Source organism: Streptomyces sp. NBC_00104, from assembly GCF_045160825.1.
GTDB lineage: Bacteria > Actinomycetota > Actinomycetes > Streptomycetales > Streptomycetaceae > Streptomyces.
Map to the genome: position 1 here is coordinate 5,214,883 of NZ_CP108215.1, position 12,960 is coordinate 5,227,842.

The 12,960-nt window shown below is 72.0% G+C and carries 10 protein-coding genes; 6 read left to right on the top strand and 4 right to left on the bottom strand.

What is annotated here, in order from left to right:
* Nucleotides 1-297: 297 nt before the first annotated feature.
* Both OG272_RS22880 and OG272_RS22885 read right to left on the bottom strand, forming a co-directional pair.
* Nucleotides 298-1,341, bottom strand: a complete 1,044-nt coding sequence (locus tag OG272_RS22880; protein WP_328223440.1) for a radical SAM protein — start codon at nt 1,339-1,341, stop codon at nt 298-300.
* The gene (locus OG272_RS22885) at nt 1,338-1,529 is read right to left on the bottom strand and encodes a hypothetical protein (protein WP_326581904.1); all 192 of its coding nucleotides are present in this window, start codon (nt 1,527-1,529) and stop codon (nt 1,338-1,340) included. The genes OG272_RS22880 and OG272_RS22885 overlap by 4 nt, the downstream gene beginning before the upstream one ends.
* Before the next feature lie 173 nt (nt 1,530-1,702).
* On the opposite strand from OG272_RS22885, the gene OG272_RS22890 reads away from it, so the two are divergent.
* The 5 genes from OG272_RS22890 (at nt 1,703) to OG272_RS22910 (ending at nt 7,386) form a co-directional block, all read left to right on the top strand.
* Nucleotides 1,703-5,095, top strand: a complete 3,393-nt coding sequence (locus tag OG272_RS22890; RefSeq protein ID WP_405894680.1) for a LodA/GoxA family CTQ-dependent oxidase — start codon at nt 1,703-1,705, stop codon at nt 5,093-5,095.
* Nucleotides 5,095-6,258, top strand: a complete 1,164-nt coding sequence (locus tag OG272_RS22895; RefSeq protein ID WP_328223444.1) for a tryptophan 7-halogenase — start codon at nt 5,095-5,097, stop codon at nt 6,256-6,258. The genes OG272_RS22890 and OG272_RS22895 overlap by 1 nt, the downstream gene beginning before the upstream one ends.
* 98 nt (nt 6,259-6,356) lie before the next feature.
* Nucleotides 6,357-6,584: a hypothetical protein gene (locus OG272_RS22900; RefSeq protein ID WP_326581901.1), complete on the top strand. Its 228-nt coding sequence runs from the start codon at nt 6,357-6,359 to the stop codon at nt 6,582-6,584.
* A 96-nt stretch (nt 6,585-6,680) separates the two neighbouring features.
* Complete coding sequence (locus OG272_RS22905) at nt 6,681-7,061, top strand: hypothetical protein (RefSeq protein ID WP_405894682.1); 381 nt, start codon at nt 6,681-6,683, stop codon at nt 7,059-7,061.
* Nucleotides 7,062-7,134: 73 nt separating this feature from the next.
* On the top strand, nt 7,135-7,386 hold the full coding sequence (locus OG272_RS22910) for a hypothetical protein (protein ID WP_327729038.1): 252 nt from the start codon (nt 7,135-7,137) through the stop codon (nt 7,384-7,386).
* Nucleotides 7,387-8,057: 671 nt separating this feature from the next.
* On the opposite strand, the gene OG272_RS22915 is transcribed toward OG272_RS22910, so the two are convergent.
* Entirely contained in the window at nt 8,058-8,684 is a 627-nt protein-coding gene (locus tag OG272_RS22915; protein WP_326581898.1) for a haloacid dehalogenase-like hydrolase, read from the bottom strand.
* 192 nt (nt 8,685-8,876) lie between these two features.
* Nucleotides 8,877-9,953: a hypothetical protein gene (locus OG272_RS22920; RefSeq protein WP_405894684.1), complete on the bottom strand. Its 1,077-nt coding sequence runs from the start codon at nt 9,951-9,953 to the stop codon at nt 8,877-8,879.
* A 267-nt stretch (nt 9,954-10,220) separates the two neighbouring features.
* Here OG272_RS22920 and OG272_RS22925 point away from each other — a divergent pair, with 267 nt between their 5' ends.
* A complete protein-coding gene (locus OG272_RS22925; protein ID WP_405894685.1) occupies nt 10,221-12,863 on the top strand; it encodes a helicase-associated domain-containing protein in 2,643 nt (880 codons plus the stop codon).
* Nucleotides 12,864-12,960 lie beyond the last annotated feature (97 nt).

The following is a 12,960-nucleotide window of genomic DNA, read 5'->3' on the forward strand; positions in this document are numbered from 1 at the left end:
CTCAATGAGCATGTCTCGCTCAAGCTCGGCAAAGGCAACCATCATGGTGAAGAGGAATTCGCTTCCCCTCCATGCCGGCCGGCCTTGCGGCGAACTCCACCGGCACCCGCGCCGTAAGGCGATCGCGCATCTGCTCGTGGGACGTTTCAAACTCGACAACCGGCGCCTCGCGCCGGCCTCGGAGGGAAGCGGGAGCGGCAGCCCGTACCGGGCGGAGCATTACCCGACCCGCCTGCCACGAGAAGATCCACCGGGCGTCGGCCGAGCCGGACCCTCGTATCCCCGAGGGACGCGGCTTCAGCGCGAGGTGATCTGCAGAAGGGGAGGCGGGGTGGGCCGGGACATCCCTTGGTACGGGCAGGCGACCGCCTCCCCGTCCTGCGTGAACCATCCGCGTAGCCAAGGGCGCAAGCGGGTGTTGTCGATACTCAGGGTGCCGTCCGGCCGCAGCCGCCCGATGGTGTTGGCCGGATCGGTCAGCGCCACCGTGCACTTTCCGACGGATCCGTCGGCCCGGATCACCAAGGAGTCGGGAAGCGACGCGTAGCAGACCTCGGCCTGGCCGCTGAGGGAACCGAAGCCGCCCGGATCGTCGGAATCATCGGAGGAGACCAGGGCGGTCAGCTCCGCCAGAACCCGTGGCCGGTCCTCCTCCGGCACGATGCCGATGTGCTGGTCGTTGGGTCCGCCGAGGTGCTCCACCGGCTTGAGCCTGACCGAAAAACGGGAGTCATGGAGAAACGTCTCACGGATCCGCCCGAGGAAATCCGGCATGCCGGCCAGGTTGGCGGCGGTCAGGTGAATCCGTAGCGTCACATGGACCTGCACGGCGCTTTCCCTGATGTCCATCAGGTTCTTCCAGATCCTCGTGAAGGAACCCTTTCCGTCGGCGCGGACGCGGCTCTGGTCGTGCATCTCCTGCGGGCCGTCCAGGGAGATCTGGTAGCGCCCGACGCCGAGGCCGGCAAGCCTTTCGGCCGTGACCGCGTCCAGGGTGTAGCCGTTGGTCGTCATCTCGGCCGTGCAGGAGAGATCCGGCCTCGTGGCCGCCCTCCGTCCGATGTGTGCGGAGACCTCCTCGACGACGGGCAGGGCCAGCAGAGGTTCACCGCCGAACCAGGACACGTCGAGCGAACGCAACCCGTCCAGGCGCCGGTCGATCAGCCGCTTCACGCCTTCGACCACCGAGGCGGGCATACGGCCGACCGCGAAGTCCTCGTAGCAGTAGCCGCACCGGAAATTGCACTGCTCGGTGGGGAGGAGAATGAGGTGCAGCCTGTGGTTGGACAGGGACGAGGCCAGCACTCGTCCCTGTGGTGCGCTGAGCGTCGTCCTCGTCATCGCCCGGGGCGACACATGACATTGACGCTGCTTACCGTCACTTCCGGCAACATCGGCTCTGCTTGCACCATGTTGGAGACGCGAGCCGCCGCGGCGGAATTGTTGATGACGATCCGGCCGGCCGGATCCACCGAGACTTCGTCGAGCTGTACGTCGGAGAGCGCGTCGATGAAATCCTTCTCAGCCATGTTCCCGGACCTTTCCTCAGGCACTGCGACAGGGTGTGCGACGAGTGAGGAATCCCACCGCCCGCAGCAGGACACGCATCACATAGCCCGATTGCCCTGCCGGTCACTCGAAGGAATACGACCACTGCCGCATATGCCGACGGAATCTGCGCACGCGTGATAGACGCTGGGCCATGAACGCCGACGACATCGCCTCCTGCGAAATCCATCCGCCCCTCGGCATCGCCCGTGTCGGGAACAGCCCAGGCGAATTCTTCGTGGGCCCGGAGGCACCAGGCGTCGGTGTCGACCCGGCCGGCGGGTTCAAGGACTCCGAAGGACGGGTGAAGCGCCAGGCGGCACGATTCCGTGTCTACGCGTACGACAAGGACCACAACGTGCTCGGCGAGGTGACCGCCGCGGAGGCAGAGATCCGCTGGACGGTGGAGCTGGCGAACGCGAAGGGGGCCTGGTTCAAGTTCAACGGGCGTAACAACCCGTCCGATCAGCCCGAGAACCGGCGCAACGGGCACATCGACCCCGCCGATCCGCAGGCACGGGCATCCCTGGTGATCGCCCCCGGCCCGCGCAGTGTCGAAGGCGTGCACGCGGACGGCACGGGCGCCCGTTTCGACAGCGGGAAGTTCCTCGGGACGACGGTATCCCTGGGCGAACTGCGTACGGACGAGGCGGGTCGGCTCCTCGTGCTGGGCGGGTACGGGCGCTCGGCGTCCGTGAAGCCGGACAACCCCGTCCTGCACTACGCGAACAACGACCACTGGTTCGACGACACCTCTGACGGCCCGGTCACGGCGACGGTCACGGTGAGCGGCGGCCGGTCGGTACCGGTGAAGCCGGCGTGGGTCCTCGTGGCGCCTCCCGACTTCGCCCCGGACATCACCAACCTGGTCACGCTCTACGACGTGGCCCGGGAAGCCGCCGAACGCGCCGGCTCGCTCCCGCCGGAACGCGAGGTGTCGTTCACCCGGGACATCCACCCGCTGCTCGCCCGTATCTGCCGATACAGGTGGGTGAACAGGAATGCCCTGCGGGGACACGGCACAGGCGGGAGCGCCGACTTCCTCGACGCGTACCGGCTGGCGCGCCTGGCCTCCAACGCCCCTGGGGACGCGCCGTTCCGGAAGGCGGTGTTCGCCCGGCTGCGCGCCCCCGGCGCCCAGGATGTGACGCAAGCGAACTACTCGTTCATGCCCCAGCTCGCGGGAGACGGCGGTGACCCGGTCGACGGCAACCCGCGCAGATGGTTCGCGCTTCTCCCGGGGCAGTACGAGCGGATGCGGCGCTGGGCCGAAGGAGACTTCGTCGCCGACGGAACGAACCCCGCGGAACCCGTGCCGCTGACCGACCTGCCGCCGGCGGAACAGCCGCACGCCCTGGTCCGGGCCGCGCTCGAGGCATGCGTCGGAGGACCGTTCTTCCCCGGGATCGAGATGACGTTCATCGCCGACGAACCGGAGACCTGGCAGGGGCCCTTCCGGTTGCGCGAAGAGCTGGCGGTAGGAGACGTCACCAAGCACATGGCCGTGCCTTGGCAGGGAGACTTCTTTCAGTGCAATACGCATTGGTGGCCGGCCCAGCGCCCCGACGACGTGCTGCCGGAGGAGCAGTACCGCACCCTGATCCGAGCGGCGACGAAGGCTGCCGGACAACTGTCGGAACTGGACACGGCCCGCAAGCCCTGGGCACGCGGCCTCGGGCTGCAGGTGATGCGGCCGGTGGACCTCGCGCGACAGCCGGGGGAGACCGCGCAGCAGTACCTGGAGAGGGTCTCCGAGTTCAACGAGACCGTTCGCGGCTCCAACGACATGGTCGACAAGTGGAGCTCCCTCGGGTTTGTGACCGCTCGCGCCGGTGCGGGCGGCGAGAAGGTGTTCGTGGAGACGGAGCGGGCCAGACAGGCCGGGCTCAGCGACCGCGAGTGGCTCTACGTGCTCCAGCACCCGGACCGCTTTCCGGAACAGGCGCAGGCTGCCAGGCAGTACGCGCAAGAGGTCCTGGATCGTGCCGCGGCGGCACAAGCCGACGACCCCAGCCTGCCGTTGACACTGCGCCCGTTCCGCTTCTCGGCCGACGCGCTCGAGTCGCGCCTGCAGCGCATCTACACCGACATCCTGGAGTGGGTCGAGAGTTATGATCCGGCGACGGACGACATGTTCCGGACCCGTCGTGACGTCGTCGAGCGGATTCGTCAGTACGCGCCGTTCAACCTGCTCGACGGTGCATGGCTGCGGAACATCACGCCGGCCGGGCCGATTTCCGAAGTCCACGCATTCCTGTTCTCCATCTGGATGGATGAGACGGGCAACGGAAACCCGGCCCTGAACCACGCCAACATCTACTCCGGCCTGATGCACAGCGTGGGCTTGTACCTGCCGCCGGTGGACTCCTACGAGTTCGCCACGCTGCCCGAGATGCTCGACTCGGCCTACACGCTTCCCGCGTTCGAGCTGGCCATCTCCCAGCACTCCCAGGAGTTCTTCCCCGAGTTGCTCGGCATGACGCTCAACCTGGAGTGGGAGGTGCTCTGGCTGAGGCCCACGGTGAAGCTGCTGGAATACCACGGCATCGACCCGCAGTTCTACACGCTGCACATCGGAATCGACAACGCGGCGGACGGACACGGCGCGAAAGCCCGCGATGCCGTCCTCCTGCACCTGGAAGCGGTCTACAACAGCGGCGGTGAGGCAGCCGTACAGGAGCAGTGGCAGCGGATCTGGAACGGCTACGTCGCTTTCGCCCGAACCGGCACGCTGTACGACGATCTGTCGAACCTCTTGAAGTTCCCACCCACTCCGGAAATGCGATTGGTCGACGTGGTCAAACGCAAAGCGGCGTTCGCCTCCCTCAACCACGGGGAGAAGCAACTCGGTGAGAACAGGATCGACAACTGGTTCCTCGACCCGCCGGGCCTGCTGAACGAACTTCAGGAATCCGGCCTCATCTCGGCCGGTGACCCGGAGAAGAGCACCTTCTTCGAGCTGACCACCTCCACCGGCCCCATGTACAAGGTCTTCACCGACGACGAGCTGGAGCTGTGGCGTGAGTGGACACGCTCGCTCGGTGCTCAGCCGCCCCCAGCGGAACTGACTCCCCTGGAGGCGATGATTCTCCTGGTCGACACCCTCCGCCGACGCCAGGCGGGCAACACCGCCCACACCAATGTGGTCATCAGCGGCCCCGATCCCGCGGACCCCGGCCGCACCAGGACGGAATCGGTGGCATGGTGGTTCGCCCAGCCGACGGGGTCGCTCCTCGCAGCGATCGCCCACTCGGACAACCGGCTCGTCTCCCCTGGCCACCCTGAGGAAAGCTCGTTCCTCAGCGATCTCCTCGCCCCGGCGAACGCCATGGGCAGGGCCTTCGCCGCCGTTGTGCCCGGCACGAACAGAACCGGCCGCGACATCACCGTCGAGTGGATCACGGCCGGCTGCCCTCTGCCGGACCTGGCCCCACCGCGATCCCAGGTCATGGTCACTCCACCGGTCCTGTCGAAAGCCATGGCCCAGGCATGCGCCGACGGTGGCGTCAGCCGGCCGAAGGTCCGCGGAATGGGCCCGGTCCACTGATGACCCTCCGCCCGGGGGAGGAGACCTGCGACGTACTGATCGCCGGAGGCGGACCGGCGGGCGTGGCGGCCGCCTTGACCCTGCTGCGCCAGGGGGCCTCGGTCCTCATCGCCGAGCCCGGCCGCGCCCGGCGGGGCTGGAAGCTCGGCGAGAGCCTCTCCCCTCAGGCCGGGCCCCTGCTGGAAGGCCTGGGCGTGCTGGACCGCGTGACCCACGCACCGCACACACCGTGCTTCGGGAACCAGTCGGCCTGGGGAGGGAGCACACTCACCGACACCGACTTCCTCCGCGACCCCCATGGGCCGGGGCGGCACCTGGATCGCACCCGCTTCGACAGCGCGCTGCTCGACGCCGCCCGCGAGGCCGGCGCCCTGCACCGACCCTGCCCGGCCCGCGCCCCACGGCGGCTTCCCGGACACTGGAGCATCACTCTCGGCGGAGAGACGATCCGTGCCCGCTACCTCATCGACGCCACCGGCGCGAACGCCGGCCTCGCCCGGCGTGTCGGCGCCACCCTCCGACGCGACGACCGTCTGGTCGCTCTCGCGGCACGCCTGCCCCCGCCCCAGCGCTCGTGCCACAGCAGCCCACGAGCCTCCCTCGTCGAGTCCGTGCCCCTCGGCTGGTGGTACACCGCACCACTGCCCAGCGGAGCGGCCCTGGCCATGGTGATGACCGACGCCGACGTCGCCGCCGGGCATTCGCTCCACGAACCGGACGTCTGGTGGCGGGAGCTCATGGCGACCGCGCACGTCCGAGCACGCCTGCACCCCCGCACGACAAACCCGCCGGCCCCGCTGCGGATCGCACGGGCCTCGACCTCCCGAACCTGCCCCGCGGCCGGACCCGGGTGGGTCGCGGTCGGAGACGCGGCCACGGCCTGCGACCCCATCGCCGCCCGCGGCATCACCACAGCCCTGGCCACAGGCCTCACGGCTGCGGAGGCCGTCACCGCCGACGCGGCGGGCGACGCGCACGCGCTGAGCGGATATGCGGAACGCATCGAGGCGATCCACACGGAATTCGTTCGCGCCCGAGCTCTCTGCTACAGCGCCGAAGAACGCTGGCACACGTCGTTCTGGACACGGCGGCGGCAGCCGCCGCCCGGGGACACCCGGTCGGACGCGAGCGATGGCACGGCGCCCGGCGCGGTGTTTGGCTGACCGAGTGCGGCCGCCGTCGAGCGGCCCGGCACGCCCGACCCGTACGCCCCCGGAACCGGTTTCAGAACGGGCGACCGAGTGAGACGAGGTAGGTTGCCATGCCGAACAAGAGCCAGAAGTTCCAGGTCGACATCGACGGGATCGACCTGCCCGACGAGGTGGTGCAGCGCCTCGACGCCGCCGTCCGCAAGGCCGTGCTGATCGAGCTGGCCGCCGTCAACCTCGACGGCCGCTCCGTCGACCTCCTCGGCCAGGGCTTCGCGGTGGAGTCACTGGGCCGGCCGGGGCACACACAAGGGCTCCGCGTACGGACGATGGAGGTCTGAATGCCCGGTCCGGACGCCGGTACCGGCTCGCCGGCCCATCCCCCGGTGGTGACGCAGGGCATGACGTGTCCGAGCTCCCCATGCCATGAAGGCGCCGTGCTCATCGCGGTGCTGGGGGAGGACGGCCGCCTCGGATACCTCCGTCCCGCCCTCCCCGTCGACCAGGAGTTCCTCGACGCCTGCGGGCAGCACGGCGACCCCGAGTCACGCTTCCGGTTCGCCGACGGGTGCCGACAGGGCGGCTGTGAGAACTGGAGCGGACGGGACTGCTCCCTCATCGGCCGCCTGATCAGCGCCAGACCCGCCGACACGCCCGAGGCGTCCGACAGCGGCCTGCCGCGATGCGCCATCCGGAGCGACTGCCGGTGGTTCGCCCAGGAAGGCTCGCGTGCCTGTGGGGTCTGCCCGCTCGTCGTCTACCGCCCTCTGCCGGCCCGCTCCGACCAGGTCCGACGCTCAGGGACATCGGTCGGATGACGTCGGTTGGTCCGGGGGCGGGTGACAAGACGTCGGCCGGCTGTTCCCTGGCGCCGGGAACTACCCTGGTCGGGTGCGTGACAAAACCCAACCGAATTCCGCCGAACCCGGTGACCGGCTGATCCGTGCCGGCGCCGTCGTGTTCATCGTCGGCGCCGTGGCCACTCTCGTCACCGTGGCCCCGCTGTTCCTCGGAACGACTCCGTTCCCCACCTACATGTTCGTCCTGAGCATGCTCATGGGCGTCGGATTCCTCCTCGCCGGCGCCGGAGTCCTCCAATCCGCCGCCGCGGGACGCAGAAGGGCGCGCGAGGCGCGTTTCTAAGCCTAGCGGTTTCCGTTCCTGCCGGTTTCCGTCCTGCCGGACTCCGGCCCCAGCGGTTTCCGAGTCCTACTGGCCTCCGGCCCCAGCGGTTTGCGGGTCCTACTGGTCTCCGGTTCTGCCGGACTCCGGCCCCAGCGGTTTCCGGGGCCCACCGGACTCCGGTCCTGCCGGACTCCGGCCCCAGCGCTTTCCGGGACCTGCCGGACTCCGGTCCTGCCGGACTCCGGCCCCAGCGCTTTCCGGGACCTGCCGGACTCCGGTCCTGCCGGACTCCGGCCCCAGCGCTTTCCGGGACCTGCCGGACTCCGGTCCTGCCGGACTCCGGCCCCAGCGCTTTCCGGGACCTGCCGGACTCCGGTCCTGCCGGACTCCGGCCCCAGCGCTTTCCGGGACCTGCCGGACTCCGGTCCTGCCGGACTCCGGCCCCAGCGGTTTCCGGGACCTGCCGGACTCCGGTCCTGCCGGACTCCGGCCCCAGCGGTTTCCGGGACCTGCCGGACTCCGGTCCTGCCGGACTCCGGCCCCAGCGCTTTCCGGGACCTGCCGGACTCCGGTCCTGCCGGACTCCGGCCCCAGCGCTTTCCGGGACCTGCCGGACTCCGGTCCTGCCGGACTCCGGCCCCAGCGCTTTCCGGGGCCCACCGGACTCCGGTCATGCCCGGCTCCGGGGCCTACCGGGAGCGGGTCCGGCGGTGCGTGTCGAGCCATTCCGGGAACGCGGTCAGGTCCGTGAGGACCACGTCGGCGCCGGCCTCCTGGAGCTCCCGCTCGTCGCAGGGGCCGGTGGCGACGGCGACGGCGTACGCCTGTGCCGTGCGGGCGCCGCGTACGTCGCCGGTGTGGTCGCCGACGTACACGCTCGCCCCGTGCTCGCGCAGCGCCCGGGCCTTGGCCTCCGCCCACAGGTCGCCGACGAGCTCGTCCGGCTCCATGCCGAGGTGCTCCAGGTGCAGCTTGGCGTTCGGCTCGTACTTGGCCGTGACCACGATCGCCCGGCCACCGGCCGCCCGGACAGCCGCGATCGCCTCCGGCGCGCCCGGCATGGCGGGGGTCGCGGCGATCGCGATCGTCGGGTACATCGAGCGGTAGAGGTCCGCCATCGCGGGGATCTCCGCCGCCGGGAACCAGTGCGCCAGCTCCTCCGCGAGCGGCGGCCCCAGCCGCGTGATCGTCAGATCGGCGTCTATGTACGTCCCCGTCCGCGCCGCCAGCGCCTCGTAACAGGCACGGATCCCCGGCCGCGAGTCGATCAACGTCATGTCGAGATCGAACCCGACGGTCAGCACGCGAGAGTTCATGCCGTCCATTGTGAGCCGGGGGATTCGTGGGCCGGGTGCGGGAAGCGGAAAGCACGGGGCGCAGCCCCTGCTTTTCGAGGGGCGCGGGGAACTGCGCGACCAGCCCCCACCGGACCCGCGGCTGGGGGGCGAAGGGGCGCAGCCCCTTGAGGAAGGGACGGGTAGGGGCGGCGGGGGCGAGAGAAACCCTGTTCACCGGGGGCGTTGGGAGCGCCAGAAGAGGTACAGCGCGGAGGAGACGGCGGCGACGCGGAGCATCCAGGGCCAGGTGTCGCCGAGCGCGTCGCTCATGTGGCCCTGGGCGATCGGCTCGCCCCAACGTCCGTCGCCGCGCCCCCAGAGCCAGACGATCCCCCCGGCGGCCACGACCCCCGGAATGCCCATGACCGCCCACTTCGACTCGGCCGGCGTCAACCGCCGCGAGAGATAGGCGATCAGCCACCCGAGCCCCAACGGCACCAGACTCCCCATGACCGCCCCCGCGACCAACAGCACGGCGGCCAGCAACAGCAGCGGATTGCTCCACCCCCCACCCGCGGGGCGCAACCGGGGCAGAGGCAACCGCCGCCGCGACCCGCCCTCCTCCGTCTCGACCGCCGCAGCAGTCTCCCCCTTCCCGGCGGCCCCCGCAGCGGCCCCGGCAGCGGCCCCGGCCTTCTCGACCGCCCCGCTCTCCCCCTCCGCCTTCACCGGCGGCGGCTTGAGCAACTCGGGAATCTCCACACCGCCGACGAACCCCGGCACCGCGTCCCCGAGCCCGAACCCGAGATCAGCACCCCCGGGCCCACCGCCCCCACCGACCCGCCACCAGTCGGGCTGCGCGTCGCCGTCCCCCAGCTCGTGCAGGGGAGCGAGATGCGGCGGAGCGGCGCCACCCACCACGGGAGACGGCCCCGCCTCGGCGGGACGCGGCCGGGGAACGACCCGCCGCAGACTCCTGGACAGCCCCTTGGGCCGCTCCTCCGCGTCCGCGTCGTCCTCGTCCCCACCGGTCACCCGCTGCACGGGCACGGCGGCCGCCCGAGGCTCCGGTACGTCACCGGGCGCGCCCGCCGCCTCGACGACCTCGTCCGGCGTACCCAGGCGGGCGATGATGCGCCGCACGGCGGCCGGGCTGTCCACCGGCGCCTTCGCCCGCCGCCGGTCGATCTCGTCCCGCAGCCCCGACACCAGACGCATCCGCGTCGCCGACGGCAACTGCCGCTGCTGAGCCAGGTCGCCGACCCGGCTCAGATACTCGTAGACGACCTGGTCGCTCTCAATCCCCACGAAGCCCCTCCGGGGTTGGCGCGCGTACTCCCCCGACGGTATCGCTTCCGAGCGGGGTTCTTCGGCGCCCGGCAGTCGGGGTTGGGGGTCGGCGGTCGGGGGTTGGGGGTTGGGTCCGGCTCGGCGGTGCGAGGTGCCGCCGCGTCCCTTCAGGGGCGCGGGGAACCGCGCGATCGGCCACCTCCCACCCGCAGCCGCCCGAACACAGTCCGCCCCGAGCCACCAGGCGCCCCGGTCCGGCGCAGCCCAGGCGCTAACGTTGGCCGGATGAGCACCGAGGAGCACATCCCCACGGAGGCGGCGCCGGCCGGTGGGGCCCCCCGTTCGCTGGCGGAGGCGCTGCGCGGGCGGGACGACCGTTCGCTCGCCGTGCTGCTCCGGGCGCGGCCGGACCTCATCACGCCCGTGCCCACGGACCTGACCCAGCTGGCGACCCGGGCCGGGACCCGCGCGTCGGTCGTACGGGCCCTGGAGCGCCTGGACCGGTTCGCCCTCCAGACGGCCCAGGCGCTGGCCGTGGCGGCCGACCCGGCGTCGTACGACGAACTCGCGTCCCTGCTGGCCGGTGACGACGCGGACCCCGCCGTCACCGCCGCGCTGCCCCACGCGCTCGGCACGCTGCGCGACCAGGCCCTGGTGTGGGGCCCCGACGACCGTCTCCGCCTCGTGCGCACGGCCCGTGAGCTGCTCGCCCCCTCGCCGCAGCACCCCTCCCCCACCGGTCTCGGGCCGACCGTCGCGGAGGCCACGGCCGGTATGTCGCCGGGTCGGGTGCAGGAGATCGTCGCCGAGGCCGGTCTGGCGAGCACCCACGACTCGGTGTCGGCCGTCACCGCCCTCAGCCGCCTCTTCACCGACCGCCGGCGCATGGCCGCGCTCCTCGCGTCCGCGCCCCCCGAGTCCCTCGACGTCCTGACCCGTCTGGTGTGGGGCCCGCCGTACGGCCAGGTCACCGCCAGCCCGGCGGCCCATCTGCGCTGGCTGCTGGACCGGGGCCTGCTCCTGCCGACCGCCCCCGGCACGGTCGTCATCCCCCGTGAGGTCGCCCTGCATCTGCGGGCGGGCAAGGCGCACCAGGAGGTCGAGCCCGTGCCGCCGCCCGTCGAGGCGGCGGCCGCGCACCATCCACAGGTTGTGGACGCCACGGCGGCCGGCCAGGCCTACACCGCGCTGGCGACCGTGGAGGAGCTGCTGAAGGACTGGGACGAGGGCGGGCCGGGCGTACTGCGCGCGGGCGGGCTCAGCGTGCGGGACCTGAAGCGGACCGCCATGGCCCTCGACGTGTCCGAGCCCGTCGCCGCGTTCTGGGTCGAACTCGCCTACGCCGCCGGGCTGTTGGCGTCGGACGGCGAGGCCGACGAACGGTACGCCGCGACCCCCGCGTACGACGAGTGGCTGGAGCTGCCCGCCGCCGAGCGCTGGGCGTGGCTCGCCACGGCCTGGCTGACGGCGACCCGTACACCGGGCGTCATCGGCGAACGGGACGCCAAGGACCGTACGTTGTCGGCGCTGGGCCCGGGCCTGGACCGTTCGGCCGCGCCCGAGGTGCGCCACCGGGTTCTCGCGCTGCTCGCCGCGCTCCCCGCAGGCGCCTCGGCCACCCCCGACTCCGTACTGGCCCGCCTCCGCTGGGAACGCCCCACCCGCGGCGGCCGGCAGTCCCCACCGCCCCAGCAGCAACCCGCACCGCCCGGCCGGCCCGCACCGCCGGCCGGCCAGGCCGACGACCTGCGCGCCCGTGTCGCCCGGTGGACCCTCTCCGAGGCCGAGTCGCTCGGTGTCACCGGGCGCGGCGCGCTGTCCTCGCACGGCCGGGCGCTCCTCGGCCTCCCTCACGAAGCCGTGGCCACGGCCGAGCTGCCGGCGACCCCCGGCGACAAGCTCCCCGCCCACCACGTCCCGCTGCCGCACCATCCCGGGCCCGCCCCCGCCCCCTCCCCCGACCCCGTCGCCGAGCAGGCCGCGGCCGCCGCCCGGGCCGCCCGGCTGCTCGCGCCGCTGCTCCCCGAGCCGCTGGACCACGTCCTGCTGCAGGCGGACCTGACGGCCGTCGCGCCCGGCCCGCTGAAGCGGCCGCTGGCCGACGTGCTGGGTGTCCTGGCGGACGTGGAATCGAAGGGTGGCGCGACGGTGTACCGGTTCACGCCGGGGTCGGTGCGCCGGGCGCTGGACGCGGGCCGGAGCGCCTCCGACCTGCACGACTTCCTGACCGCCCACTCCCGTACGCCGGTCCCGCAGCCGCTCGCGTATCTGATCGACGACGTGGCCCGGCGCCACGGCCATCTGCGGATCGGCGCGGCGTCGGCGTACGTGCGCTGCGACGACGACGCGATGCTCAGCGAGATCCTCGCCGACAAGCGGTCGCAGGGGCTCGGGCTGCGGCGCCTGGCACCGACCGTCCTCGCCGCCCAGGCGGACCCGGGGACACTGCTCGACGGGCTGCGCGCGATGGGGTACGCGCCGGCCGCCGAGTCCGCGGAGGGCGACGTCCTGATCACCCGGGCCCACGCCCACCGCACGCCCGCCCGCACGGCCCCGGAGCCGGTCCCGGACGGCCCGCCGGTCCCGGACGACACCCTGCTGGGCGCCGCGATCCGCGCCATCCGCGCCGGTGATCTCGCCTCCACCACGCCCCGCAGGACGACCGGCGGCCCGGCCGCTCCGACGGGCGAACTGCCCCGCACCGGCTCCGCCGAGACCCTCGCGACGATGCAGGCCGCCGTCCTCACCGGCGAGTCCCTGTGGATCGGCTACGTCAACGCCGAGGGCTCCGCCAGCCAGCGCGTCATCGCCCCGGTGCGCGTCGAGGGCGGCTTCGTGACGGCGTACGACCACACGGCGGACGAGGTACGCACGTTCCCGCTGCACCGCATCACGGGCGTCGCGGAACTGGCGGACGACTCGCTCTGAGCGAGTTGATCAAGCGGTCTCCCGCGCTTCACCCATTCGGGCGTATGCGGGAGTTCATGCAGGCCATCCCCGTTTTTCCCACCCATGGGCGAGGGCG

Bases quoted from the DNA above. Each gene is read 5' to 3' on its own strand.
- OG272_RS22925 (WP_405894685.1), top strand. From the start codon at position 10,221: ATGAGCACCGAGGAGCACATCCCCACGGAGGCGGCGCCGGCCGGTGGG.
- OG272_RS22885 (WP_326581904.1), bottom strand. From the start codon at position 1,529: ATGGCTGAGAAGGATTTCATCGACGCGCTCTCCGACGTACAGCTCGAC.
- OG272_RS22895 (WP_328223444.1), top strand. From the start codon at position 5,095: ATGACCCTCCGCCCGGGGGAGGAGACCTGCGACGTACTGATCGCCGGA.
- OG272_RS22890 (WP_405894680.1), top strand. From the start codon at position 1,703: ATGAACGCCGACGACATCGCCTCCTGCGAAATCCATCCGCCCCTCGGC.
- OG272_RS22900 (WP_326581901.1), top strand. From the start codon at position 6,357: ATGCCGAACAAGAGCCAGAAGTTCCAGGTCGACATCGACGGGATCGAC.
- OG272_RS22880 (WP_328223440.1), bottom strand. From the start codon at position 1,341: ATGACGAGGACGACGCTCAGCGCACCACAGGGACGAGTGCTGGCCTCG.
- OG272_RS22915 (WP_326581898.1), bottom strand. From the start codon at position 8,684: ATGAACTCTCGCGTGCTGACCGTCGGGTTCGATCTCGACATGACGTTG.